This window comes from Pandoraea bronchicola (genome assembly GCF_902459805.1).
In the GTDB taxonomy this organism is placed as follows: domain Bacteria; phylum Pseudomonadota; class Gammaproteobacteria; order Burkholderiales; family Burkholderiaceae; genus Pandoraea; species Pandoraea bronchicola.
The window spans coordinates 116023-140745 of the sequence record NZ_CABPST010000012.1; the positions used below are offsets into that span (position 1 = coordinate 116023).

The 24723-nt window shown below is 59.6% G+C and carries 37 protein-coding genes; 2 read left to right on the plus strand and 35 right to left on the minus strand.

Annotated features, from left to right (window positions below; all coding sequences use genetic code 11):
- The first annotated feature begins 5 nt into the window (after positions 1–5).
- On the plus strand, positions 6–1004 hold the full coding sequence (hemB, locus tag PBR20603_RS19510) for a porphobilinogen synthase (RefSeq protein WP_150561148.1): 999 nt from the start codon (positions 6–8) through the stop codon (positions 1002–1004).
- Between the two features lie 218 nt (positions 1005–1222).
- Here the strand turns inward: hemB and dsbD are convergent, their stop codons facing one another.
- The 35 genes from dsbD to rpsL all read right to left on the minus strand — a co-directional run bounded on the left by dsbD (position 1223) and on the right by rpsL (position 22893).
- Positions 1223–3211 (minus strand): protein-disulfide reductase DsbD, encoded by a 1989-nt coding sequence (gene dsbD, locus PBR20603_RS19515; protein ID WP_246174855.1) that lies wholly within the window; start codon positions 3209–3211, stop codon positions 1223–1225.
- Entirely contained in the window at positions 3204–3536 is a 333-nt protein-coding gene (gene cutA / locus PBR20603_RS19520; protein ID WP_150561149.1) for a divalent-cation tolerance protein CutA, read from the minus strand. Before cutA ends, dsbD begins: the two co-directional genes overlap by 8 nt.
- A gap of 194 nt (positions 3537–3730) precedes the next feature.
- Positions 3731–4123, minus strand: a complete 393-nt coding sequence (rplQ, locus tag PBR20603_RS19525; RefSeq protein WP_010804110.1) for a 50S ribosomal protein L17 — start codon at positions 4121–4123, stop codon at positions 3731–3733.
- A 155-nt stretch (positions 4124–4278) separates the two neighbouring features.
- Positions 4279–5256: a DNA-directed RNA polymerase subunit alpha gene (locus PBR20603_RS19530; protein ID WP_010804111.1), complete on the minus strand. Its 978-nt coding sequence runs from the start codon at positions 5254–5256 to the stop codon at positions 4279–4281.
- A 102-nt stretch (positions 5257–5358) separates the two neighbouring features.
- The gene (gene rpsD, locus PBR20603_RS19535; protein ID WP_042113418.1) at positions 5359–5982 is read right to left on the minus strand and encodes a 30S ribosomal protein S4; all 624 of its coding nucleotides are present in this window, start codon (positions 5980–5982) and stop codon (positions 5359–5361) included.
- Between the two features lie 150 nt (positions 5983–6132).
- The gene (rpsK, locus tag PBR20603_RS19540) at positions 6133–6537 is read right to left on the minus strand and encodes a 30S ribosomal protein S11 (RefSeq protein ID WP_010804113.1); all 405 of its coding nucleotides are present in this window, start codon (positions 6535–6537) and stop codon (positions 6133–6135) included.
- A gap of 18 nt (positions 6538–6555) precedes the next feature.
- On the minus strand, positions 6556–6921 hold the full coding sequence (rpsM, locus tag PBR20603_RS19545; RefSeq protein WP_010804114.1) for a 30S ribosomal protein S13: 366 nt from the start codon (positions 6919–6921) through the stop codon (positions 6556–6558).
- A gap of 35 nt (positions 6922–6956) precedes the next feature.
- Positions 6957–7073: a 50S ribosomal protein L36 gene (gene rpmJ / locus PBR20603_RS19550; RefSeq protein WP_010804115.1), complete on the minus strand. Its 117-nt coding sequence runs from the start codon at positions 7071–7073 to the stop codon at positions 6957–6959.
- 19 nt (positions 7074–7092) lie between these two features.
- Complete coding sequence (infA, locus tag PBR20603_RS19555; protein ID WP_010804116.1) at positions 7093–7311, minus strand: translation initiation factor IF-1; 219 nt, start codon at positions 7309–7311, stop codon at positions 7093–7095.
- A 9-nt stretch (positions 7312–7320) separates the two neighbouring features.
- Positions 7321–8658, minus strand: a complete 1338-nt coding sequence (gene secY / locus PBR20603_RS19560; protein ID WP_010804117.1) for a preprotein translocase subunit SecY — start codon at positions 8656–8658, stop codon at positions 7321–7323.
- Positions 8659–8681: 23 nt separating this feature from the next.
- Positions 8682–9116 (minus strand): 50S ribosomal protein L15, encoded by a 435-nt coding sequence (gene rplO / locus PBR20603_RS19565; RefSeq protein ID WP_010804118.1) that lies wholly within the window; start codon positions 9114–9116, stop codon positions 8682–8684.
- Between the two features lie 11 nt (positions 9117–9127).
- Entirely contained in the window at positions 9128–9310 is a 183-nt protein-coding gene (rpmD, locus tag PBR20603_RS19570; protein ID WP_010804119.1) for a 50S ribosomal protein L30, read from the minus strand.
- An 11-nt stretch (positions 9311–9321) separates the two neighbouring features.
- Complete coding sequence (gene rpsE / locus PBR20603_RS19575) at positions 9322–9840, minus strand: 30S ribosomal protein S5 (RefSeq protein ID WP_010804120.1); 519 nt, start codon at positions 9838–9840, stop codon at positions 9322–9324.
- 13 nt (positions 9841–9853) lie between these two features.
- Positions 9854–10219: a 50S ribosomal protein L18 gene (gene rplR, locus PBR20603_RS19580; RefSeq protein ID WP_010804121.1), complete on the minus strand. Its 366-nt coding sequence runs from the start codon at positions 10217–10219 to the stop codon at positions 9854–9856.
- An 11-nt stretch (positions 10220–10230) separates the two neighbouring features.
- Positions 10231–10764: a 50S ribosomal protein L6 gene (gene rplF, locus PBR20603_RS19585; RefSeq protein ID WP_010804122.1), complete on the minus strand. Its 534-nt coding sequence runs from the start codon at positions 10762–10764 to the stop codon at positions 10231–10233.
- 15 nt (positions 10765–10779) lie between these two features.
- Positions 10780–11175 carry a 30S ribosomal protein S8 gene (rpsH, locus tag PBR20603_RS19590; protein ID WP_010804123.1) on the minus strand — a complete coding sequence of 132 codons (396 nt, stop codon included), beginning with the start codon at positions 11173–11175 and terminating at the stop codon, positions 10780–10782.
- Positions 11176–11188: 13 nt separating this feature from the next.
- The gene (gene rpsN, locus PBR20603_RS19595; RefSeq protein ID WP_017235792.1) at positions 11189–11494 is read right to left on the minus strand and encodes a 30S ribosomal protein S14; all 306 of its coding nucleotides are present in this window, start codon (positions 11492–11494) and stop codon (positions 11189–11191) included.
- A 7-nt stretch (positions 11495–11501) separates the two neighbouring features.
- Entirely contained in the window at positions 11502–12041 is a 540-nt protein-coding gene (gene rplE, locus PBR20603_RS19600) for a 50S ribosomal protein L5 (RefSeq protein ID WP_010804125.1), read from the minus strand.
- 18 nt (positions 12042–12059) lie between these two features.
- Positions 12060–12371: a 50S ribosomal protein L24 gene (gene rplX / locus PBR20603_RS19605; RefSeq protein ID WP_010804126.1), complete on the minus strand. Its 312-nt coding sequence runs from the start codon at positions 12369–12371 to the stop codon at positions 12060–12062.
- Between the two features lie 11 nt (positions 12372–12382).
- On the minus strand, positions 12383–12751 hold the full coding sequence (rplN, locus tag PBR20603_RS19610; protein ID WP_010804127.1) for a 50S ribosomal protein L14: 369 nt from the start codon (positions 12749–12751) through the stop codon (positions 12383–12385).
- Between the two features lie 265 nt (positions 12752–13016).
- Positions 13017–13289, minus strand: a complete 273-nt coding sequence (gene rpsQ, locus PBR20603_RS19615; RefSeq protein WP_150561150.1) for a 30S ribosomal protein S17 — start codon at positions 13287–13289, stop codon at positions 13017–13019.
- Positions 13286–13480, minus strand: coding sequence for a 50S ribosomal protein L29 (rpmC, locus tag PBR20603_RS19620; RefSeq protein WP_010804129.1), 195 nt, complete (start codon positions 13478–13480; stop codon positions 13286–13288). Before rpmC ends, rpsQ begins: the two co-directional genes overlap by 4 nt.
- A gap of 14 nt (positions 13481–13494) precedes the next feature.
- Positions 13495–13911 (minus strand): 50S ribosomal protein L16, encoded by a 417-nt coding sequence (rplP, locus tag PBR20603_RS19625; protein WP_010804130.1) that lies wholly within the window; start codon positions 13909–13911, stop codon positions 13495–13497.
- 2 nt (positions 13912–13913) lie between these two features.
- Positions 13914–14717, minus strand: a complete 804-nt coding sequence (gene rpsC, locus PBR20603_RS19630; RefSeq protein WP_150561151.1) for a 30S ribosomal protein S3 — start codon at positions 14715–14717, stop codon at positions 13914–13916.
- 9 nt (positions 14718–14726) lie between these two features.
- Entirely contained in the window at positions 14727–15059 is a 333-nt protein-coding gene (gene rplV, locus PBR20603_RS19635; RefSeq protein ID WP_199065170.1) for a 50S ribosomal protein L22, read from the minus strand.
- 7 nt (positions 15060–15066) lie between these two features.
- Complete coding sequence (gene rpsS, locus PBR20603_RS19640; RefSeq protein ID WP_010804133.1) at positions 15067–15342, minus strand: 30S ribosomal protein S19; 276 nt, start codon at positions 15340–15342, stop codon at positions 15067–15069.
- A gap of 13 nt (positions 15343–15355) precedes the next feature.
- Complete coding sequence (gene rplB / locus PBR20603_RS19645; protein WP_039374943.1) at positions 15356–16183, minus strand: 50S ribosomal protein L2; 828 nt, start codon at positions 16181–16183, stop codon at positions 15356–15358.
- A gap of 2 nt (positions 16184–16185) precedes the next feature.
- Positions 16186–16500, minus strand: a complete 315-nt coding sequence (gene rplW / locus PBR20603_RS19650; RefSeq protein ID WP_010804135.1) for a 50S ribosomal protein L23 — start codon at positions 16498–16500, stop codon at positions 16186–16188.
- Positions 16497–17117, minus strand: coding sequence for a 50S ribosomal protein L4 (gene rplD, locus PBR20603_RS19655; protein WP_042113423.1), 621 nt, complete (start codon positions 17115–17117; stop codon positions 16497–16499). The genes rplW and rplD overlap by 4 nt, the downstream gene beginning before the upstream one ends.
- 2 nt (positions 17118–17119) lie before the next feature.
- Positions 17120–17776, minus strand: coding sequence for a 50S ribosomal protein L3 (gene rplC / locus PBR20603_RS19660; RefSeq protein ID WP_010804137.1), 657 nt, complete (start codon positions 17774–17776; stop codon positions 17120–17122).
- Between the two features lie 204 nt (positions 17777–17980).
- Entirely contained in the window at positions 17981–18292 is a 312-nt protein-coding gene (gene rpsJ / locus PBR20603_RS19665; protein WP_010804138.1) for a 30S ribosomal protein S10, read from the minus strand.
- A gap of 118 nt (positions 18293–18410) precedes the next feature.
- Positions 18411–19619, minus strand: coding sequence for an elongation factor Tu (gene tuf / locus PBR20603_RS19670; RefSeq protein ID WP_150561152.1), 1209 nt, complete (start codon positions 19617–19619; stop codon positions 18411–18413).
- Between the two features lie 82 nt (positions 19620–19701).
- Complete coding sequence (gene fusA, locus PBR20603_RS19675; protein ID WP_150561153.1) at positions 19702–21804, minus strand: elongation factor G; 2103 nt, start codon at positions 21802–21804, stop codon at positions 19702–19704.
- Between the two features lie 117 nt (positions 21805–21921).
- Entirely contained in the window at positions 21922–22392 is a 471-nt protein-coding gene (gene rpsG, locus PBR20603_RS19680; RefSeq protein ID WP_010804141.1) for a 30S ribosomal protein S7, read from the minus strand.
- A 126-nt stretch (positions 22393–22518) separates the two neighbouring features.
- Complete coding sequence (rpsL, locus tag PBR20603_RS19685; RefSeq protein WP_010804142.1) at positions 22519–22893, minus strand: 30S ribosomal protein S12; 375 nt, start codon at positions 22891–22893, stop codon at positions 22519–22521.
- A gap of 387 nt (positions 22894–23280) precedes the next feature.
- On the opposite strand from rpsL, the gene PBR20603_RS19690 reads away from it, so the two are divergent.
- Positions 23281–24675, plus strand: a complete 1395-nt coding sequence (locus PBR20603_RS19690; RefSeq protein WP_150561154.1) for an aminotransferase-like domain-containing protein — start codon at positions 23281–23283, stop codon at positions 24673–24675.
- Positions 24676–24723: the final 48 nt, after the last annotated feature.

A 24723-nucleotide genomic window follows, 5' to 3' on the forward strand; every position in this document is an offset into this window, starting at 1 on the left:
ATCGCATGAGTTCCTACCCCCTGCTTCGCCCGCGCCGCATGCGACGCGATGACTTCTCACGTCGTTTGATGCGCGAAAACCGCCTGACTTGTGACGACCTCATATATCCGGTGTTCGTGCTCGAAGGCGAGAACCGTCGTGAAGCCGTCGATTCGATGCCTGGTGTCGAGCGTGTCTCTGTCGACGAACTGCTTCGCGTAGCCGATACATGCGTCACGCTCGGCGTCCCGGTGATCGCGCTGTTTCCGAACATCGAGGCCTCGCTGAAGACACCCGACGGCATCGAGGCAGCCAACCCGGACGGCCTGATCCCGCGCGCTGTGCGCGAATTGAAGCGCAACTTCCCCGATCTCGGCGTGTTGACCGACGTGGCGCTCGACCCATACACGAGCCACGGTCAGGACGGCGTGCTCGACGAAAACGGCTACGTCATCAACGATGTGACGACCGGTATTCTGGTAAAACAGGCCCTCACACAGGCCGAGGCCGGCGTGGACATCGTCGCCCCCTCCGACATGATGGACGGGCGCATTGGCGCCATTCGCGAAGCCCTGGAAGCGAATGGGCACATCCATACGCGAATCATGGCCTATGCCGCCAAGTACGCATCGGCCTTCTACGGCCCGTTCCGTGACGCAGTCGGGTCGGCATCGAATCTGGGCAAGGGCAACAAGATGACCTACCAGATGGACCCGGCCAACTCGGATGAAGCGCTGCGCGAAGTCGCGCTCGACATCGAGGAAGGCGCGGACATGGTGATGGTCAAGCCGGGCATGCCGTATCTCGACATCGTGCGCCGCGTGAAGGACGAGTTCCATTTCCCCACCTACGCGTATCAAGTGAGCGGCGAGTACGCGATGCTCAAGGCGGCTGCACAGAACGGCTGGCTGGATCACGACAAGGTCATGATGGAATCGCTGCTTGCGTTCAAGCGTGCGGGCGCGGATGGCGTCCTGACGTACTTCGCGCTTGATGCGGCACGCCTGATTCGCGCGCAAGCCTGAATACGGCACGCGGTCGACGGGATTTGCAAGCGGATTCAGGCGCGCCCCGGCGACTTAGCCGCCGGGGCGTGTGTTAGTAAAATCCTCGTCGCATAAATGAAAACGGCCAGCCCGATCTCGGGTTGGCCGTTTTGCGTTGCACATGACATCAAGCGTGCCGCCAGATCTGCGGACTCCCGCTCGCGGAGGCATTAACTGCCGCTCAGAGACTCAGACGCTCAAACCGCAGGGCCGTATGCTTTCTCAAGGCTGCGCAGGAACTGTTCTGCGGATTGTGCGCCGATGACGCGCGTGCCAGCGACCTCCTTGCCACTGCCATCAAAGAAGATGATGCCCGGCGGCCCAAACAGCCCGAAGCGCTTGAGCAGCGCCTGGTCGTCGGCATTGTTCGCGGTCACGTCCGCCTGCACGAGCACCATCGGGTCAAGTCGTGCCTTCACCTTCGGATCCGTAAAAACGAAACGCTCCATCTCCTTGCAACTGATGCACCAGTCCGCATAGAAATCGAACATCACCGGCCGCCCCGCCGTCGCCAATACCTGATCGAGTTCCGCAACGCTGCGGACGCGCTGAAACCGGATGCCTTCCGCAGTCGCCACACCCGCGTTGGCGCTTCCGGAGGCCACCGCCGTCAATCCGGCGAGGGGTGCGAGCGGATCACGTGCCCCGGCTGCGGCCCCCACCAGCGCGACAGCCCCCAGAAGGGCGACGGCAACGCCGAGGCCCTTGAGAAGACGTCGGACACCGCCGGCCCCCTCGGGCAGGGTATCGAAAACGCGCATGAACGTGGCGGCCACCAGCAGCAGGACGCCCCAACCCAGCAACAGAACCGGCGTTGGCAGCAACGGCCGCACAATCCAGAGGGCAACACCGAGAAGCAGGAAGCCGAAGAAACGCTTCACACCCTCCATCCACGCCCCGGCACGTGGCAGCAACGCGCCCCCGCCCCCCGCGAGGATCACGAGCGGCAAGCCCATTCCCAACGACAATGCGAAGAGCGTAGCGCCACCAAAGACCGCATCGCCCGTCTTCGCGATGAAGGCAAGCGCTGCGGCCAGCGGGGCGGTCACACACGGGCTGACGATCAGCCCCGAGAGCACCCCCATCATGGCAGCACCGACCCATTGACCGGACTGCTGCTTGCGCGCCGCGTCGTCAATTCGGGCACGCAGCGCCGAGGGCAACTGGATTTCGTACACCCCGAACATCGACAGCGAGAGAACGACCATCAGCAACGCAAACAAGGCCAACACCCAAGGCGCTTGAAGGAACGCGATGAGGCCTTGCCCGAGCAACCCGGCGGCTACGCCGATGACGGTGTTCACTACCGCCATGCCGAGCACGTAAGCGACGGCAAGGCGTATCGCCTTACCTCGGCTCGCCTCCTGTCCCGCGACGATCGACAGAAGAATCGGCACCATCGGCAACACGCACGGCGTGAAAGCCAACCCGACGCCAAGCGCGAAGAAAATCCCCAGTGCCAATGCAAAGCTGCCGCCGGAGAGAATGCGCTCTGCCTCGCTGTAGTCCTCTCGCGCCGACAACCAACCACCCGCCGTGCTGGCGGAAGGCGCCGCCGCAGCAACAGCGGCAGCCTGCAAGCCACTCGACGCTTTCGGACCACCGCCGAGCAGCGCTTGCGTGGCCGGCCCTGGCGTCACTGCCGCACTCGAACTCCCGCCCGTTGTACCGCCAACCGCTGCTTCTGAAATCTTGAGCGGCTTGTCCATTGGCGGATAGCACAGCCCCTTGTCCGCACACCCCTGCATGGTGACGTTCAGTGTGAACGGAGCGCCCGCCTGATTGACAGGAATTCGAACATCGATGGGCTCGTGGTACACCTCCATGTCCTTGCCGAAAGTCTCGTCGTGCTTAACCTCACCCTTCGGAAATACCGGCGTCCCGAGTGTGACGGCAGGGTTGTCGGCCGCGAAGGCGAATCGCTCACGGTAGAGGTAGTACCCCTTGGCAACGTCGAAATGCAGCAGAACGGCACCGGGCTGCTCCGTCTTCGATACCTTGAAGGCGACATCCGGATCGAGAAAATCGTCGGCCGCATGCGCACGCCCCGCGCCGAATGAAAGCAAGGCGGCCACGACAAGCCACGCAACCGCCCAAAATCGCACAACGCGACTTCGCATCGAAGCGCTTTGATCGCTGCCAGCTTCCGCAGGCGTCGCCACCACCATCATCGTCGAATCAGACATGCAATTTCCCCCGCGTCTCCTCTTCGACCCAGCGTGCATAAGCTGGCAACGCTGTGGCGGCGGGCCATGCAACGATCTCGGGCACGTCGTAAGGATGATGTTCTTTGATGTACTGCTCAAGCGCGCTATAGCGCGCGGCGGTCGTCTTGATCATGAGCGGCACTTCCACGCTGGTTTCGCGCTTGCCTTGCCAGTGATAGCTTGAGCGCACCGGCGCCATTTGCTGCACGCACGCCGCCAGCCGCTCGGCAAGCATACCGTCGATCGCGGCTTCGGCGCTGGCCTCGTCGGGAAACGTCGTCATGACGATAAGAAGGGCATCCATGGTGTCCGGTAGACCATTCAAACGGAAGGATTGTTCACTGTACACCGAGGCTATGAAAAGTGCGCAATCGGCCGGCGATTTCCGGACTGATGTCACCATGCCTTCGGACAACACCTCAAAATAAAAAAAGCCAGGTCAACGACCTGGCTTCTTCTTACGGCTGACGATCTAGAAAAGACCGTTGCGCGAATCGCTTACTCAGCGACTTCCGGCGCTTCCGTGTCGACTTCCGGACGGTCCAGCAGTTCGACGAAAGCCATCGGCGCGTTGTCGCCCACGCGGAAACCCATCTTCAGGATACGCAGGTAGCCGCCCGGACGGTTGGCAAAACGCGGGCCGAGTTCGTTGAACAGCTTGGTGACCATTTCGCGGTCGCGCAGGCGGTTGAACGCCAGACGACGGTTGGCAACCGAGTCCTTCTTACCCAGCGTGATGAGGGGCTCGACGACCTTACGCAGTTCCTTGGCCTTTGGCAGCGTGGTCTTGATCGCTTCGTGCTGGATCAACGAGTTCGACATGTTACGCAGCATTGCCAGACGGTGGCTGCTGGTACGGTTCAGTTTACGCAGACCATGACGGTGACGCATTTCAACTTTCCTTTAAACAGAGTTTTCGACCTAGCTCTTCTATCGGTGACAAACACCGCGGGCCGGTACCTTCGCTATCGGCCGTATCGGAACACTCCGACGCGCCGCACTTACGTAGCAACATGGCCACCCGAAGGCGGCCATGTCATTACACCTTACTTCTCGAGACCGGCCGGCGGCCAGTTTTCGAGCTTCATGCCCAGCGTGAGACCACGCGAGGCAAGCACTTCCTTGATCTCGTTGAGCGACTTGCGACCCAGATTCGGGGTCTTGAGCAATTCGTTCTCGGTACGCTGGATCAGGTCGCCGATGTAGTAGATGTTTTCGGCCTTCAAGCAGTTGGCCGAACGCACCGTCAACTCGAGATCGTCCACCGGACGCAGCAGGATCGGATCGATCTGCGGCGCACGCGACGGCGCTTCGCTGGCGGCTTCCGTGCCTTCCAGCGCAGCGAACACCGACAGCTGGTCGACGAGGATGCGAGCCGATTGACGGATCGCTTCTTCCGGCGACACCACACCGTTGGTTTCGATGTTCATCACGAGCTTGTCCAGGTCAGTGCGTTGCTCCACACGGGCCGATTCGACCGCATAGCTCACACGCTTGACCGGCGAGAACGACGCGTCGAGGACGATACGACCAATCACCTTGGCCGAATCATCGCCATAACGGCGCACGTTACCCGGGACATAACCACGACCCTTTTCGATCTTGATCTGGACGTCGAGCTTGCCGCCCTTGGCCAGATGCGCGATCACGTGATCGGGGTTGATCAGTTCCACATCATGCGGCACTTCGATATCCGAAGCGCGCACTACACCTTCACCATCCTTGCGCAGCGTAACGGTGACTTCGTCACGGTTATGCAGCTTGAACACCACACCCTTCAGGTTCAACAGGAAGTTGACGACATCTTCCTGCACACCGTCGATGGTGGAGTATTCATGCACAACGCCAGCGATCGTCACTTCGGTCGGCGCGTAGCCCACCATCGACGACAACAGCACGCGGCGAAGCGCGTTGCCCAAGGTGTGGCCGTAGCCACGTTCGAACGGCTCCATCACGACTTTGGCGTGATGCTCACCGACCGGCTCAACCGCAATGATCTTGGGCTTCAACAAACTGGTTTGCATAGGTTTCCTTTTCAATACCCTCGGCTCGTTACACCGATAAGGCTGATGGGTGACAACCTGCACGGAACGCAAAACGCGCCGTGAGGCGCGTCAGCATACGGATTAACGCGAATACAATTCGACGATCAGGCTTTCGTTGATGTCGCCCGCGATATCGCTACGTTCCGGCAGTGCCTTGAAAGTGCCTTCCATCTTCTTGGCGTCAACCGAAACCCAGATCGGGAAACCGACTTGCTCAGCCAGCGACAGCGATTCTTGAATACGCACTTGCTTCTTGGCCTTTTCGCGCACGGTGATCACGTCACCGGCCTTGACCTTGATCGACGGGATGTTGGCGACAACACCGTTCAGCACGATCGCCTTATGGCCGACCAGCTGGCGCGCTTCGGCGCGCGTCGAACCAAAGCCCATGCGGTACACGACGTTGTCCAGGCGCGACTCGAGAACCTGCAGCAGGTTTTCACCCGTGTTGCCCTTGAGACGGTCGGCTTCCGCGAAATAACGACGGAACTGACGCTCGAGCACGCCGTAAATACGCTTGACCTTCTGCTTTTCGCGCAGTTGGTTGCCGTAGTCCGACGTACGAGCACCCGAGGTGCGGCCATGCTGACCCGGCTTGCTATCCAGCTTGCACTTGTCGGCGAGCGAGCGGCGTGCGCTCTTCAGGAAGAGGTCAGTACCTTCACGGCGGGAGAGTTTGGCCTTCGGGCCGATATAACGTGCCACGGTTGTTCCTTTATCTCAAAATTTGACGCAGCGAACTTTGTCCACTACGCAAGTCCGGTACCAATGTACCGGACGGTGGTCTTAGAAATTGCTTCGCGCACGGCCGAGACCGTGCGCGAACCCGCGATTATAGCAGGATTCTGAAGCGTCTTAGATACGACGACGCTTCGGCGGGCGGCAGCCGTTGTGCGGGACCGGCGTCACGTCCGAGATGGCCGTGATTTTGATACCCAGCGCATTCAGCGCGCGAACCGCCGATTCGCGACCCGGGCCCGGGCCCTTGATGCGAACTTCCAGGTTCTTCACGCCGTATTCCAGTGCCACGCGGCCAGCCGACTCAGCAGCAACCTGGGCAGCGAACGGGGTCGACTTACGCGAACCCTTGAAGCCCTGGCCACCCGACGTCGCCCATGCCAGCGCATTGCCCTGACGATCGGTGATCGTGATGATGGTGTTGTTGAACGAAGCGTGGACGTGCACGACGCCTTCTGCAACGCTCTTCTTGACCTTCTTGCGAACGCGCTGCGAAGCGGCGTTGTTCTGTTGCTTAGCCATGAGTTTCCTATCCTCTGGTTACTTCTTCAGCGAGACGCCGGCCTTACGCGGGCCCTTGCGGGTACGCGCATTGGTACGGGTACGCTGACCGCGAAGCGGCAAGCCCTTGCGGTGACGCATACCACGATAGCAGCCCAGATCCATCAGGCGCTTGATGTTCATGGTCACTTCACGGCGCAGGTCGCCCTCGACCGTCAGTTGACCGACTTGATCACGCAGCTTTTCGAGATCAGCGTCGTCGAGGTCCTTGACCTTCTTCGAGAACGGCACACCAGCGGCTTCGCAAATCTGGCGAGCGCGCGTGCGGCCGACACCGTAAATAGCCGTCAGGCCGATAGCGGTGTGCTGGTGGTTCGGGATGTTAACCCCTGCGATACGAGCCATTCGTAATTCCCCAACTAAATAGCGTTAAAGGCCGATTAGCCCTGACGTTGCTTGTGGCGCGGATCCGAACTGCAGATCACGCGCAGCACGCCTTTGCGCTTCACAAACTTGCAATTGCGGCAGATGCACTTAACAGATGCCAAAACTTTCATGACAATTCCCTCTCTCTAATCACTTCGCCCGGAAGACGATCCGCGCACGCGACAGATCGTAGGGCGTCAACTCTACCGTCACCTTATCTCCGGGAAGGATGCGGATGTAATGCATCCGCATCTTGCCGGAAATATGTCCGAGTACTACATGGCCATTTTCCAGCTTTACCCGGAAGGTGGCATTGGGGAGGTTTTCAAGGACCTCACCCTGCATTTGAATAACGTCGTCTTTCGACATGATCCAGGATCAGCGAAGCGTCATGTTATTGCCGCCCTTGAAATTCGCCTTACGGAGCAGCGACTCATATTGTTGCGACATCACATACGACTGCACTTGCGCCATGAAGTCCATTGTCACCACCACGATAATCAGCAGTGAGGTTCCACCGAAGTAGAACGGGACATTCCAACGCAACACCAGGAACTCAGGCAGCAAACACACCAAGGTGACGTAAGCTGCGCCGGCCAGTGTGAGGCGCGTCAGGATCTTGTCGATATACCGCGCCGTCTGGTCGCCCGGACGAATCCCCGGAACAAACGCACCGCTCTTCTTCAGGTTCTCGGCGGTCTCCTTGCTGTTAAACACCAGAGCGGTGTAGAAGAAGCAGAAGAACACGATCGCCAGTGCGTAGAGCATCACGTAGATCGGCTGACCCGGCGACAACTTCGCCGCGATATCCTTGAGCCAGCGCGCGTTATCACCCGCACCAAACCAATTCGCGATCGTTGCCGGGAACAGGATGATCGACGATGCAAAGATCGGCGGAATCACGCCTGCCATGTTCAGCTTGAGCGGCAGGTGCGAAGCCTGACCGCCGTACACCTTGTTGCCGACCTGACGCTTGGCGTAGTTCACAAGGATCTTGCGCTGACCACGTTCGACGAACACGACGAAGAACGTCACGAGCACCACGAGGGCACAGATCACGATGGCCGAGAACGGACCAATCGAACCCGTACCGACAAGCTCGAACAAACCGCCCACAGCATTCGGCAAACCGGCCGCGATACCACCGAAGATGATGATCGAGATACCGTTACCGAGACCGCGTTCAGTGATTTGCTCACCGAGCCACATCAGGAACATCGTGCCGGTCACGAGCGTGATCACCGTCGTCAGGCGGAACAACATGCCCGGATCGACGACGAGCCCCGGCTCGCTTTCCAACGTCACCGCGATCGCTGCTGCCTGGAAGAGCGCGAGCACCACCGTGAAATACCGGGTGTACTGCGTGATCTTGCGCTGTCCGGCCTGGCCTTCCTTACGCAATGCTTCCAACTGAGGCGAAACCATCGCCAACAGCTGCATGATGATCGATGCCGAAATATACGGCATGATCCCCAGTGCGAAGATCGTGAAACGCGACAACGCACCGCCCGAGAACATGTTGAACATGCCCAGGATCCCGCCCGACTGGCGCTGGAACAACTGCGCCAGCTGATCGGGGTCGATGCCCGGCACCGGGATATGCGCACCAATACGGTAGACAATCAGCGCCAGCAGCAGGAAAACCAGCCGCCGACGCAGATCCGCATACTTCGGGCCCTGCGTACCAGGCTTAGCGAGATTAGGAGACTTGGCCAATGCTGGCTCCGGGGTGACCTAACTTACTCTGCAACCGAACCGCCAGCCGCTTGAATGGCGGTGAGCGCACCCTTGGTGACGCCCAGACCCTTCACAACGACTTTGCGGGTGATCTCGCCCGAGGCGATGATCTTGGCCGACAGCGACAGCTCGCTCACCAGACCAGCCTGCTTCAGAACCAGCAGATCGATCTCGTCGACCGGCAGGTTGTTCAGGTCGGCCAGGCGAACTTCGCCCACGAAACGACGCGTCAGCGACTTGAAACCACGCTTCGGCAGACGACGTTGCAGCGGCATTTGACCGCCTTCGAAGCCCACCTTGTGGAAGCCGCCCGAACGCGACTTCTGACCCTTGTGACCACGGCCGGCGGTTTTACCCAGCCCCGAACCGATGCCACGGCCAACGCGGCGCTTGGCGTGCTTGGCGCCTTCTGCCGGCTTAATCGAATTCAATTCCATTTTGCCCTCGCTCAGTCGACGATCTTCACAAGGTACGAGACCTTGTTGATCATGCCCCGCACAGCGGGCGTATCCTGCAACTCGCTGACCGAATTGAGGCGACGCAGGCCCAGGCCCTTGACGGTCGCGCGGTGTTCTTCACGCGTACCGATCAGGCTCTTGACCAGCTTAACTTTCACAGTTTGCTGCGACATATTGATCACCCTTAGCCGAGGATCTCTTCCACCGACTTGCCACGCTTGGCGGCGATGTCAGCAGGAGTCGATTGTTTCTTCAGGCCGTCGAGCGTGGCGCGGACCAGGTTGTACGGGTTCGTCGAGCCAAGGCTCTTCGTCACCACGTTGGTCACGCCCATCACCTCGAACACCGCGCGCATCGGGCCACCGGCGATAACACCGGTACCGTCCTTCGCCGGCGACATCAGGACGCGCGAGGCGCCATGCTGGCCGAGAACGTTGTGTTGCAGGGTGCCGTTCTTCAGGGGCACCTTGAACATATTGCGGCGGGCTTGTTCCATTGCCTTTTGAACGGCAACGGGGACTTCCTTCGCCTTGCCCTTGCCCATGCCGATGCGGCCATCGCCGTCACCAACCACGGTCAACGCGGCAAAACCGAGAATACGGCCACCCTTCACAACCTTCGTGACACGGTTGACCGCGATCATCTTCTCGCGAAGGCCGTCGTCGCGTTCGTCAGCCTGAACTTTCGCTTGCATCTTTGCCATGACGGATCCTTACTTAGAACTTGAGGCCGGCTTCACGGGCAGCGTCGGCAAGAGCCTTAACGCGACCGTGATAGCGGAAGCCCGAGCGGTCGAAAGCAACGCTTTCGATGCCGGCAGCCTTCGCCTTTTCGGCGATACGACGGCCGATCAGCGCTGCAGCGGCAGCGTTGCCACCCTTGCCTTCCTTGTCGCCCAGTTCCTTGCGCACTTCGGCTTCCAGCGTCGAAGCGCTGGCCAGCACTTGCGTGCCGTCTTCCGAGAAAACTTGCGCGTAAATGTGCACGTTGGTGCGATGCACGGAAAGGCGATGCACCTTCTGAGCTGCCAGCTTGATACGAGTCTGGCGAGCGCGGCGCACACGTGATTGTTTCTTGTCCATGTTTCGCACCCTTACTTCTTCTTGGTTTCCTTGAGGATCACCACCTCGTCCGCATAGCGGACGCCCTTACCCTTGTAGGGCTCGGGCGGACGGTAACCGCGAACTTCCGCAGCCACTTGTCCGATGCGTTGCTTATCAACGCCTTTGATGATGATCTCCGTCTGCGTCGGGGTCTCGGCCTTCACGCCTTCCGGCATGGCATGCACAACATCGTGCGAGAAACCCAGCTCGAGCTTCAGGTTGTTACCTTCAGCCTTGGCACGGTAACCCACGCCAACGAGTTGCAGCTTCTTTTCGAAACCCTTGCTCACGCCGGTCACCATATTGTTGACCAGCGCACGTTCCGTACCGTACAGCGCATTCGCTTCGCGGCTTTCATCGGCCGGGGCGAAGGTGACGGTGCCGTCTTCGATCTTGACGATCACAAGCGGGTTGATGCCGCGGGTCAACGAACCCAGGGCGCCCTTGATCGTCAGCACATTGCCAGCCAGCGTTGCTTCAACGCCCTTCGGCAGTGCAATGGGACTCTTACCTACTCGAGACATTTCTACTCTCCTCGGTTAGGCCACGTAGCAGATGACTTCGCCGCCCACGCCGGTGGCGCGTGCTTTGCGATCGGTCATCACGCCCTTCGGGGTCGAGACGATAGCAACGCCCAGGCCGTTCATGACCTGCGGGATGTCGTTGCGGCTCTTGTACACACGCAGACCCGGACGCGACACGCGCTCGAGGCGCTCAATCACAGGACGGCCAGCGTAGTACTTCAGTGCGATGTTCAGCACCGGCTTCGTTTCTTCTGCTTCAACCGCGAAGTCTTCGATATAGCCTTCGTCCTTGAGGACCTTGGCGATCGAGACCTTCAGCTTGGACGAGGGCATCTTCACCGATGCCTTCTCAACCATCTGAGCGTTGCGGATGCGAGTCAGCATATCGGCGATAGGATCGCTCATGCTCATGGTGCTTCTCCTATTACCAGCTTGCTTTGGTCACGCCCGGGATTTCGCCACGGAAGGCGATTTCACGGATCTTGTTACGGGCCAGGCCGAATTTGCGGAAGGTACCGCGCGGACGGCCGGTCAGGTCGCAACGATTGCGTTGACGCGTCGGGTTGGCGTTACGCGGCAGCTGTTGCAGCGCCAGGCGTGCTTCATAACGCTCGTCTTCCGACTTGCTGGTGTCTTCGATGGTCGCTTTGAGGGCGGCGCGCTTGGCAGAAAATTTCTGCGCCAGACGGGCGCGTTTCTTTTCGCGTTCGATAAGTGCCAGTTTAGCCACGATTACCTCAGTTACGGAACGGGAATTTGAACGCCGACAGAAGAGCCTTGGCTTCTTCGTCAGTCTTCGCGGTCGTGGTGATGCTGATGTTCAGACCACGCAGCGCGTCGATTTTGTCGTACTCGATTTCGGGGAAAATGATCTGCTCTTTCACACCGATGTTGTAGTTGCCACGACCGTCGAACGCACGACCCGAAATACCACGGAAGTCACGCACGCGCGGCAGAGCCACGGTGATGAAACGATCCAGGAATTCGAACATACGCTCACCGCGCAGCGTCACCATCGTACCGATCGGGTAACCTTCGCGGATCTTGAAACCGGCGATAGCCTTGCGAGCCTTCGTCACCACCGGCTTTTGACCGGCAATCTTCGTCAGGTCGCCAACGGCGTGCTCAATGATCTTCTTGTCAGCAACGGCTTGACCAAGGCCCATGTTCAGGGTGATCTTGGTGATGCGCGGCACTTCCATGACAGACTTGTAACCGAACTGCTTAGTCAGCTCGGCGACAACTTTGTCCTTATAGAATTCTTGCAAACGGGCCATTATCTATACTCCCTGCGATTAGGCACCGACGACCGTAGCACCGGTCGTCTTGAGGAAGCGGACCTTCTTGCCGTCTTCGACCTTGATGCCCACGCGCGACGGCTTGCCATTGGCATCCACCAGCGCCACGTTCGAAACGTGGATCGGCATCGTTTTGTCGACCACGCCACCTTGCGTGCCCTTCATCGGGTTCGGCTTGACGTGCTTCTTAGCAACGTTCACGCCCTCGACGACCAACTTGTCGCCATCAACGGCCAGGACCGTGCCACGCTTGGCCTTGTCCTTACCCGTCAGCACGATGACCTGGTCACCCTTGCGAATCTTGTTCATGTGTCGGCTCCTTACAGCACTTCCGGGGCCAGCGACACGATCTTCATGAAGCGTTCGGTACGCAGTTCACGCGTAACCGGCCCGAAGATACGGGTGCCGATCGGCTCGAGCTTGGTATTAAGCAGCACGGCGGCGTTGCCGTCGAATTTGACCAGCGAGCCGTCCTGGCGACGCACGCCCTTGGCGGTACGCACGACCACTGCATTGTAGATTTCGCCCTTCTTGACGCGACCACGCGGGGCAGCATCCTTCACGCTGACCTTGATGATGTCGCCAATGCCGGCGTAGCGACGCTTGGAGCCGCCCAGCACCTTGATGCACATCACTTCACGCGCACCGGTGTTGTCGGCTACTTCGAGCCGGGTTTCAGTTTGAATCATGGTGTTATCTTCCCAACTTAATCCGACACATACGCGTCGGTCAGTCTTGGTCCCCGTCAGCACCAAAGGGTGCCGTTTGGGTTGAGTCGTTCAAAAGTGGACAACCTTGCTACCTTGACCTGACCCGTAGAGGATACGAATCGGCTTCGGAAGCCATCCACTCCCTTGCGAAACCAAAGACCGGTTTTAGCGAAAGAAGCGGAAAGTCCGGAATTATACAATGATAATTCCGGACTTGCAAGTCAAGCCTTCGCTTCAGCTCACCTTAGATGATACGGGCGGCTTCCACGAGACGGGAGACCGTCCAGGCCTTGGTCTTCGACAGCGGACGAGTTTCTTGAATCTCGACCGTATCGCCTTCCTTGATCTGGTTGGTCTCATCGTGCGCGTGGTACTTCTTCGAACGCACGATGTACTTGCCGTAGAGCGGGTGCTTCATTTGACGCTCGACCAGCACGGTAACCGTCTTGTCCATCTTGTCGCTGATAACTTTACCCACGAGGGTACGCTTCAGCGAGGTCTTAGCGGTATCGTTCATTTCTGGCTCGCCTTCTCAGTCAACACGGTACGCACACGCGCGATGTCCTTGCGCACCTTCTTCAGCTGGCTGGTGTTGCTCAGCTGTTGGGTGCCCGCTTGCATGCGAAGACCGAATTGGGCCTTCAGCAGATCCGACAGTTCCTTGTTCAGGCCGTCGACATCCTTGGCACGAAGTTCGGATGCTTTCATTTCAAATTCTCCCCTCAGGCGCCAAGGCGACGTACGAAGAACGTCGTCTGAATCGGCAGCTTGGCAGCAGCCAGGCGGAACGCCTCGCGTGCCAGCGCTTCATCCACACCGTCCATTTCGTACAGCATCTTGCCCGGTTGAATCTCGGCGACGTAGTACTCCGGGTTACCCTTACCGTTACCCATACGCACTTCTGCCGGCTTTTGCGAGATCGGCTTGTCCGGGAAAATACGGATCCAGATACGACCACCGCGCTTGATGTGGCGGGTCATGGCACGACGCGCGGCTTCGATTTGACGAGCCGTCAGACGACCACGACCGACCGCCTTCAGGCCGAATTCGCCGAACGACACTTCGTTGCCACGGGTGGCGACGCCAGTGTTACGGCCCTTCTGCTCTTTGCGATACTTTCTGCGTTTCGGTTGCAGCATGATTATTCTCCAGTCTTGGCGTCGCCTTCAGGCTTGCCAGCCGGACGGCGTGCACCACCGCGCTTCGCACCGGCCTTATCGCCAGCGTCGTCACGACGGGGGCGACGGTCGCCCGGACGCGCGTTGCGGCGCGGACGCTTTTCTTCGGCCGGCTCTTCAGCCACCGGAGCGTCGTTGCGGCCCAGCGTGTCACCCTTGTACACCCACACCTTGATACCGATGATGCCGTACGTCGTCTTCGCTTCCGCAGTTGCGTAGTCGATGTCAGCGCGCAGCGTGTGCAGGGGCACACGGCCTTCGCGGTACCACTCGGTACGGGCGATTTCGATACCGTTCAGACGGCCGGCGCTCATGATCTTGATGCCTTGGGCACCCAGACGCATCGCGTTCTGCATCGCACGCTTCATTGCGCGACGGAACATGATACGGCGCTCGAGCTGCTGAGCGATCGAATCAGCGATGAGCTGCGCATCGGTTTCCGGCTTGCGGATTTCCTCGATGTTCACATGCACGGGCACGCCCATGCGCTTTTGCAGCTCGGCCTTGAGGATTTCGATGTCCTCGCCCTTCTTACCGATCACAACGCCCGGACGCGAGCTGAAAATCGTAATACGAGCGTTCTTTGCCGGACGTTCGATGATGACACGGCCAACCGAAGCGTTCTTCAGCTTCTTCTTCAGATATTCGCGAACGCCGATGTCTTCCTTCAGCATCTGCGCGAAATTCTGATTGTTGGCGTACCAACGCGAAGCCCAGTTACGACTGACAGCCAGACGGAAGCCAGTCGGATGAATTTTCTGTCCCATCGTGACCCCTTAGTTGCCCAGCGTCACAGTGATGTGACAGGTTTGCTTCTCGATCTTGTTACCACGGCCTTTTGCACGCGCCGTGAAACGCTTGAGCGAGGTGCCCTTGTCGACAAAAATGCCCTTGACGCGCAGTTCGTCGATGTCAGCACCTTCATTGTGCTCGGCGTTGGCGATAGCCGACTCGAGCACCTTCTTGATGATGACCGCGGCCTTCTTCGGCGAGAAGGTCAGGACATTGAGTGCACGCTCCAGCGGCAGGCCACGAATCTGGTCAGCGACCAGACGCGTCTTCTGCGCCGAGATACGGGCACCGCGATGAATTGCTTTCACTTCCATGATCGGCCCCTTATTTCTTCGCCTTCTTGTCGGCCGCATGGCCCTTGAAGGTACGGGTAAGTGCGAACTCACCCAGCTTGTGGCCGACCATGTTTTCCGTCACGTACACCGGCACGTGCTGACGGCCGTTATGCACGGCGATCGTCAGGCCGATGAAATCGGGCAGGACGGTCGAACGACGCGACCAGGTCTTGATCGGCTTTTTGTCACGCGATGCAGCTGCCGCTTCCACTTTCTTCAGCAGATGAGCGTCGCAAAACGGACCTTTTTTAACAGAACGAGTCATTTGCTAGCTCCAATTAACGCTTCTTGCGACGCTGAACGATCATGCTGTCGGTGCGCTTGGTCGAGCGGGTACGCTTACCCTTGGTATGCTGACCCCACGGGCTGACCGGATGACGACCAGCAGCCGTACGACCTTCACCACCACCATGCGGGTGATCCACCGGGTTCATCGCCACACCGCGAACGGTCGGGCGAATACCGCGCCAACGCTTTGCACCGGCCTTGCCGAGTTGGCGCAGGCTGTGCTCTTCGTTACCGACTTCACCGATGGTGGCGCGGCACTCGATGTGCACGCGACGAACTTCACCCGAACGCAGACGCACTTGAGCGTACGTGCCTTCGCGAGCCAGCAGCATTGCCGAGGTACCAGCAGCACGGGCGATTTGCGCGCCCTTGCCCGGTTGCAGCTCGATGCCGTGAATCGTGGTACCGACCGGAATGTTACGGATCGGCAGCGTGTTACCGGCCTTGATCGGCGCTTCCGAGCCGCTCACGAGTTGCTGACCGACGGTCAGACCCTTCGGTGCCAGGATGTAACGACGCTCGCCATCGGCGTAGCACAGCAGAGCGATGTTCGCGCTGCGGTTCGGATCGTATTCCAGACGCTCAACCTTCGCCGTGATGCCGTCCTTGTTGCGACGGAAGTCGACGATACGGTAGTGCTGCTTGTGACCGCCACCCATATGACGGGTGGTGATGTGACCGTTGTTATTACGGCCAGCGGTCTTGCTCTTGGTATCGAGCAACGGGGCGAACGGCTTGCCCTTATGCAGATCCTTGTTGACGACCTTGACCAGCGAACGGCGGCCCGGCGACGTCGGTTTCGTTTTGACGAGTGCCATGATTACTTGGCCTCCGCTTCAAAATTGATTTCCTGACCCGGCTTCAAGCTCACGTAAGCCTTCTTCTCGTGGTCGCGACGACCCATGAAGCGGCCAAAGCGCTTTTGCTTGCCCTTGCGGTTCAGGATTTGCACCGACTCGACTTCCACCTTGAAGAGAAGCTCAACTGCAGCCTTCACTTCTTGCTTGTTCGCGTCGCGTGCAACTTGGAACACCACTTGTTCATTCTTGTCAGCCACCAGCGTCGCCTTTTCGGAGATCACCGGCGCGAGCAGGACCTGGTACAGACGATGGTCGTTTTTACGCACGTCGCTCATGACAGCATCTCCTCAATCTTGGCGATCGCGCCCTTCGTCAGCAGCACCTTCTTGAAGTAGATGAGCGACAGCGGGTCGGCGAAACGCGGCTCGGTGACGGCAACGTGAGCCAGATTGCGCGAGGCCAGGAACAAGTTCTCGTCCACGCTATCCGTGATCAGCAGCACCGAGTCAAGACCCATGGCCTTGACCTTGTCAGCGAGCAGTTTGGTCTTCGGAGCATCCAGCTTGATGTCCTCGACGACCGACAGACGACCTTCACGGGCGAGCTGCGACAGAATCGAGCACACACCGGCGCGGTACATCTTCTTGTTGACTTTGTGGGTGAAGTTCTCTTCCGGCGAATTCGGGAAGATACGGCCACCGCCGCGCCACAGCGGGCTCGACGACATACCGGCACGAGCGCGGCCCGTACCCTTCTGACGCCACGGCTTCTTGGTCGTGTGCTTGACCTGTTCACGGTCCTTCTGCGCACGATTGCCGCTACGGGCGTTGGCTTGATAAGCCACCACAACCTGATGGATCAGCGCTTCGTTGTAGTCACGGCCGAACACGACGTCCGACGCGTTGACAGCAGCGCCTTCCTGACCTTGCTCATTCAGGAGCTTCAGTTCCATTGTTACGCTCCCTTCGCGAGTTTGGCCTTGACTGCCGAGGTCACGAAAACCTTGCCTTCGTTAGCGCCCGGAACGGCACCCTTCACGAAGATCAGGTTACGCTCAGCGTCAATGCGCGCGATTTCGAGATTCTGCACCGTCGTGGTGACATCGCCCAGGTGACCCGTCATGCGCTTGCCCGGGAACACACGACCCGGATCCTGCGCCATACCGATCGAGCCCGGCACGTTGTGCGAACGCGAGTTACCGTGCGATGCGCGGCCCGAAGCGAAGTTGTAGCGCTTGATGGTACCGGCGTAGCCCTTACCGATCGACACGCCTTGCACGTCGACCTTCTGGCCTACCTGGAACAGATCGACGCCAACGACTGCGCCCGGCTGCAGTTCAGCAGCTTTGGCAGCGTCAACGCGGAATTCCTTGAGGATTTCACCGGCTTCGACACCCGCTTTCGCGAAGTGACCGGCGGCGGCCTTAACGACGCGCGTAGCGCGGCGATTGCCGAAAGTGACTTGAACGGCGGTGTAGCCGTCCGTTTCATCCGTCTTGATTTGCGTCACGCGGTTGTTAGACACGTCGAGCACGGTGACGGGAATCGAATCGCCGTCGTCCGTGAAAATACGCGTCATGCCAACCTTGCGACCGACAAGGCCAAGGCTCATGATTTTCTCCATTCCCGACTGCGATTGGCCGGGGCTAAATGACAAAAGGATGGTCCACGGATGTGGGCCATCTTTTCAAAACTACACTTGAGCCCGCCATTATAGACGGACTTTTATCGCTTGACAAGTGTTGCTAAATCGCATAACAAAGCCCCGCCGGTCCAGCATTGGCGGGGCTTTCAAGAGCAAAGTCGCTCGCAAGCCTTACTGCAGCTTGATCTCGACGTCGACGCCAGCCGGCAGATCCAGCTTCATCAACGCGTCGACGGTCTTGTCCGTCGGATCGACGATGTCCATCAGGCGCTGGTGCGTGCGGATCTCGAGCTGGTCACGCGACGTCTTGTTGACGTGCGGCGAACGCAGGATGTCGAAACGCTCGATGCGCGTCGGCAGGGGCACCGGGCCCTTGACGATCGCGCCGGTGCGCTTGGCGGTTTCAACGATTTCGGCGGCCGACTGGTCGATCAGGCGGTAGTCGAAAGCCTTCAGGCGAATGCGGATTTTCTGGTTCTGCATGGAAATTCTCCAAAGAGCATGGCAGCCCTCGTTCGGGTGCCGGGTAAATCACAAAGAGCAAACAGACTTAGAGAAACAGGCGCCGGCAGTCCCGGCACCCGTCTCATCGAATCCGCAATTAGTCTTCAATCTTGGCAACCACGCCGGCGCCGACGGTACGGCCACCTTCGCGGATTGCAAAACGCAGACCTTCTTCCATGGCGATCGGCTGAATCAGCTCAACCTTGATCGACACGTTGTCGCCCGGCATGACCATTTCCTTGCCTTCCGGCAGGGCGATCGAGCCAGTCACGTCCGTCGTACGGAAGTAGAACTGCGGGCGATAGTTGTTGAAGAACGGGGTATGACGGCCGCCTTCGTCCTTCGACAGGATGTAGACCTCGCCCGAGAACTTGCGGTGCGGCTTGATCGTGCCCGGCTTGGCCAGAACCTGACCACGCTGAACTTCTTCACGCTTCGTGCCGCGCAGCAGAATACCGACGTTGTCGCCAGCCTGACCTTGGTCGAGCAGCTTGCGGAACATTTCGACGCCCGTGCAGGTCGTCTTGTCGATCTTCGGCTTGTCGCCGTCCATGGCGATACCGACGATTTCGATTTCTTCGCCGACCTTGATGATGCCGCGCTCGATACGACCGGTCACCACGGTACCGCGACCCGAGATCGAGAACACGTCTTCCACCGGCATCAGGAACGTGCCGTCAATGGCGCGCTCCGGCGTCGGGATGTACGTGTCGAGGGCGTCAGCCAGCTTCATGATGGCTTCTTCGCCCAGCGGGCCCTTGTCGCCTTCCAGCGCCAGCTTGGCCGAACCCTGGATGATCGGCAGGTCGTCGCCCGGGAACTCGTACTTCGACAGGAGTTCGCGAACTTCCATTTCGACCAGCTCGAGCAGCTCGGCGTCGTCGACCATGTCGCACTTGTTCAGGAACACGATGATGTACGGCACGCCAACCTGACGGGCCAACAGGATGTGCTCACGCGTTTGCGGCATCGGGCCGTCAGCAGCCGAGCAAACCAGGATAGCGCCGTCCATCTGGGCAGCACCGGTAATCATGTTCTTGACGTAGTCGGCGTGGCCCGGGCAGTCAACGTGTGCGTAGTGGCGCGCAGCCGTTTCGTACTCGATGTGTGCGGTGTTGATGGTAATACCGCGTGCCTTTTCTTCCGGTGCTGCGTCGATGTCAGCGTAGTTCTTGGCTTCGCCGCCGAACTTCGTCGACAGAACCGTTGCGATAGCAGCCGTCAGCGTGGTCTTGCCGTGGTCAACGTGACCGATGGTGCCAACGTTCACGTGCGGCTTATTCCGCGTGAATTTTTCCTTTGCCATTTCCGAATCCTCAGATACTGAATAGACGATTAAACAGTGAGTAGGGTGCCGCATCGCATGATGCGGTCACCCACCAAATCAATTACTTGTTCTTGGCGCTGATGATGCCTTCGCTCACGTTCTTCGGAGCTTCAGCGTAGTGCTTGAACTCCATCGTGTACGTGGCGCGGCCTTGCGTGGCCGAACGCAGCGACGTCGAGTAGCCGAACATTTCCGACAGCGGAACTTCAGCGCGCACGATCTTGCCGCCGCCGACCATGTCGTCCATGCCCTGGATAATGCCGCGACGGCTCGACAAGTCGCCCATCACGTTACCCATGTAGTCTTCCGGCGTTTCCACTTCCACGGCCATCATCGCCTCGAGAATGACCGGGTTGGCGCGGCGCATAGCTTCCTTGAAAGCCATCGAACCGGCCATGCGGAACGCGTTTTCGTTCGAGTCCACATCGTGGTACGAACCGAACGTCAGGCGAACCTTGACGTCCACGACCGGGAAGCCAGCCAGAACACCGTTCTTGAGGGTGTCTTGAATACCCTTGTCGACCGCCGGAATGTATTCGCGAGGAATGACACCGCCCTTGATCTCGTCCAGGAACTCGTAGCCCTTGCCTTGCTCGTTCGGCTCCAGCGTGATGACCGCGTGACCGAATTGGCCGCGACCGCCCGACTGCTTGACGAACTTGCCTTCGACGTCCGCTGCCGACTTGCGAATGGTTTCGCGGTAGGCCACTTGCGGTGCGCCGATGTTGGCTTCCACGCCGAATTCGCGCTTCATACGGTCAACCAGAATTTCGAGGTGGAGCTCGCCCATCCCCGAAATGATGGTCTGACCCGATTCTTCATCGGTTTGCACGCGGAACGACGGATCTTCCTGCGCCAGGCGGTTCAGGGCGAGGCCCATCTTTTCCTGGTCGACCTTGGTCTTCGGCTCGACAGCCTGCGAAATCACCGGCTCCGGGAACACCATGCGCTCGAGCACGATCGGGGCGGTCGGGTCGCACAGCGTGTCACCCGTGGTCGCATCCTTCAAACCGACGGCTGCGGCGATGTCGCCTGCGCGCACTTCGTCGATTTCTTCGCGCTGGTTCGCGTGCATCTGCACGATACGGCCCAGGCGTTCCTTCTTGCCCTTGACCGAGTTCAGCAGCGTGTCGCCCTTGTTCACAACGCCCGAGTAGACGCGGAAGAAGATCAGCTGGCCAACGAACGGGTCGGTCATGATCTTGAACGCCAGCGACGAGAACTTCTCATCGTCCGACGCACGGCGCTCGACCGGCTGCTCCTTGTCGTCCGTGCCCTTGACCGGCGGAATGTCGACCGGCGACGGCAGGAAGTCGATCACGGCGTCCAGCATACGCTGCACACCCTTGTTCTTGAACGCGGTACCGCACAGCATCGGCTGAATTTCGCAAGCGATGGTACGCGTGCGCAGACCGTTGATGATTTCAGCCTCGGAGAGGTCGCCCTCTTCCAGGTACTTGTTCATCAGGTCTTCGCTCGACTCGGCAGCGGCCTCAACCATGCCTTCGCGCCACTTCTGGGCTTCCGCTTGCAGCTCGGCCGGAATATCGACGTAGTCGAACTTCATGCCTTGCGACGCTTCGTCCCAAATGATCGCCTTCATCTTGATGAGGTCGACCACGCCCTTGAAGCTTTCTTCGGCGCCGATCGGCACCACCACCGGCACCGGGTTGGCCTTCAGACGGTTCTTCAGTTGGTCGTAGACCTTGAAGAAGTTCGCGCCGGTACGGTCCATCTTGTTGACGAACGCCAGACGCGGCACGCCGTACTTGTTGGCCTGACGCCAAACGGTTTCCGACTGGGGCTGCACGCCACCCACAGCGCAATACACCATGCACGCGCCATCGAGAACACGCATCGAGCGCTCGACTTCAATCGTGAAGTCGACGTGACCCGGGGTGTCGATGATGTTGATGCGGTGCTTTTGGTAATTGTTCGCCATGCCGGACCAGAAGCAGGTCGTGGCAGCCGACGTAATCGTAATGCCACGCTCTTGTTCCTGCTCCATCCAGTCCATCGTCGCGGCGCCATCGTGCACTTCACCGATTTTGTGGTTCACACCGGTGTAGAACAAAATGCGCTCGGTCGTCGTGGTCTTACCTGCGTCGATGTGAGCGCTAATACCGATGTTGCGGTAGCGCTCGATAGGGGTTGTACGAGCCACTTTAAGCCTCTTTCAATGTAGCCGCCATTTTTGAGGGGGCTACTAACACAAACGGGCGAGGCGCAATTTCTCATGCGCACCCGCCCCGGTTTCTGCTCTAGGTACTGCCTGCCAGCGTCAGAAGCGGAAGTGCGAGAATGCCTTGTTGGCTTCGGCCATGCGGTGAACTTCGTCACGCTTCTTCATGGCGCCGCCACGGCCTTCCGAGGCTTCGATCAGCTCACCTGCCAGACGCAGGGCCATCGACTTCTCGCTACGCTTTTTCGCGGCCTCACGCAACCAACGCATCGCCAATGCCATACGACGCGACGGACGCACTTCGACCGGAACTTGATAGTTTGCACCGCCAACACGGCGGCTCTTGACTTCAACCACCGGCTTCACGTTACCGAGAGCGGTGTTGAAGACTTCCAGCGGATCCTTGCCCGCCTTGGTTTGGATCTGCTCGAAAGCACCATAAACGATGCGCTCTGCAACCGACTTCTTGCCGGCAAGCATGAGCACGTTCATGAATTTAGCGACATCAACGTTGCCGAACTTCGGATCGGGCAACACTTCGCGCTTGGGGACTTCGCGACGACGCGGCATGATTTCTTCCTTAATAAATTCAGTTGGAGCTTCGCTCCAGGCCACCTACTAGCCAATCTCAGGCCGAGTGACCACTTACTCAGTGACGATGTACCACCATCACCGAACGTATATCCGCTTAGCCGCTTAGGCCTTCGGACGCTTCGCGCCGTACTTCGAACGGGCCTGCTTACGGTCCTTGACGCCTTGCGTGTCGAGGCTACCGCGCACCATGTGGTAACGCACACCCGGCAAGTCCTTCACACGACCGCCGCGAATCAGCACGACCGAGTGTTCCTGCAGGTTGTGGCCTTCACCGCCGATGTACGAAATGACTTCGAACCCGTTGGTCAGGCGCACCTTGGCAACCTTACGCAGAGCGGAGTTCGGCTTCTTCGGCGTCGTCGTGTACACACGGGTGCACACGCCACGACGCTGCGGGCAGTCCTGCAGGGCCGGGCTCTTGCTCTTGATTTGAGCAGAGGTGCGCGGCTTGCGGACCAATTGGTTAATCGTTGGCATTGTGATTTCCTAAACGTGTCAAAAGCATGAAAGCCAAGGCGGGCCGTCATGCGACTTTACTGCGTACTCCCCGGCCGCTCTTGCGGATTGTCCGCATCTAAACGCTTGATGCATAAGCACTTTGCATTAGACACAGGCATACCGCCGGAAAAACCGGAGCCTGCGACTATACCTGCGGTCATTGCAAGTGTCAATGGACTCGCGTGCAGTTTTGTCCGGTAAGTCGTTGATTGTTAACGCGTTGCCGTATCGATCAGCGCAAGCGTACCGGCTCAAGGTGCGGCAACGCCGCCCGAATTCAAGCCTTGCGATGCCCATGTATGCAAACTACACTGCAAATATTGCGGAAGAACGCAATAATTCTCCATACATAATACCGACATTGCCATGGACGCCTTCCACGACAGCCTGCGCGCCACCTTCTGGAAACCTGCCCTTGCCACTGGCAAGGGGCCGCGCTATCTGCGTCTGGCCGGCTTCATCGAGCAGTCGGTGGCGGATGGGCGTCTGCGCCCGGGCGACCGCCTGCCGGCACAGCGCGAGTTAGCGGCGTGGCTAGGTATCGATTTCACAACGGTCACGCGTGCGTACAACCGCGCGCGCGAGCGCAACGCCATCGAGGGGCGCGGCCCGCTCGGCACGTTCGTGAGCACGCCGCGCGTGGCGCTCGATCAGGTGCTGGATCTCGGGATGAATATTCCGCCTGCGCCAGCCGGCCTGTTTCTCGGCGAGATGCTGCAGAAAGGCATCGACGAAGTGCTCCGGCACACGGATGCGTCGATGCACATGGCGTATCAACTGGGGGATGGTGGCGTTGCGGACCGGCAAGCTGGCGCCTTGTGGCTCGCGCCGATGCTCGGGGCGGTCTCTCCGGCCGACGTCCTCGTCAGCCCCGGCGCGCAGGCCACACTGGCGGCTCTGCTGCTGACCGACACCGCGCGCGACGAAACGGTGCTTTGCGAGCCGATCGTCTACCCGGGCCTGCACAGCGCCGCACGCACGCTCGGCCGTCGAATCGCGCCAGTCGCCACCGACGACGACGGCATGCTGCCCGACGCCCTGAGCACGGCCGCGCGAGATCATGGGGCGCGTCTGGTCTATCTGAATCCGACACTCCAGAACCCGACCACCCGCACGATGCCCGAGCGCCGCCGCCGCGAGTTGCTCACCGTCGCCGAAAAGCTCGATCTGACATTGATCGAAGACGATCCCTACTGGCGCCTCGCGAAGGACGCGCCGCCGCCACTCGCCCGTCTGGCACCGCATCGCGTGCATTACGTGGCCACGCTGTCGAAATGTCTCACACCGGGGCTGCGGACCGCCTATGTCAGGCTTGCCAACGCGCGTCAACGCGACCACTTCCTGAACACGTTGCACGCCTTCGCCCTAATGGCTCCACCCCTGATGACAGGGCTCGCCACGCAGTGGATTCACAACGGCATGGCGGATCGCATTCTGGATGGCGTAAGGGAAGCCGCTGCGCAGCGGCAGGGCATCGCCGCAGAAATTCTGGGGGACGCGGGTGCCATCCCCGCTCAGGGAATTCATCTCTGGCATGCGCTGCCGGCCCCGTGGACGGCCCGCGAACTGACGATGGCCGCCCGCGCCGAAGGACTCGCCGTCACGCCCGCCGACGCCTTCTGTCCGAGCGCCGACGCCCCCAACGCCATCCGCATTTCGTTGGGCGGCGTGCGCGATACCGAGCGCCTGGCCAGCGCGCTCAAGCGCCTCAAGTCGCTGCTGCGCGAAGCGCCGCCAAGTCTGCGCACCGCGATCGTTTGAATGGGACAGTGCACTAGCCTATGCCGAACTCCGAACGCAGGCGCCCCG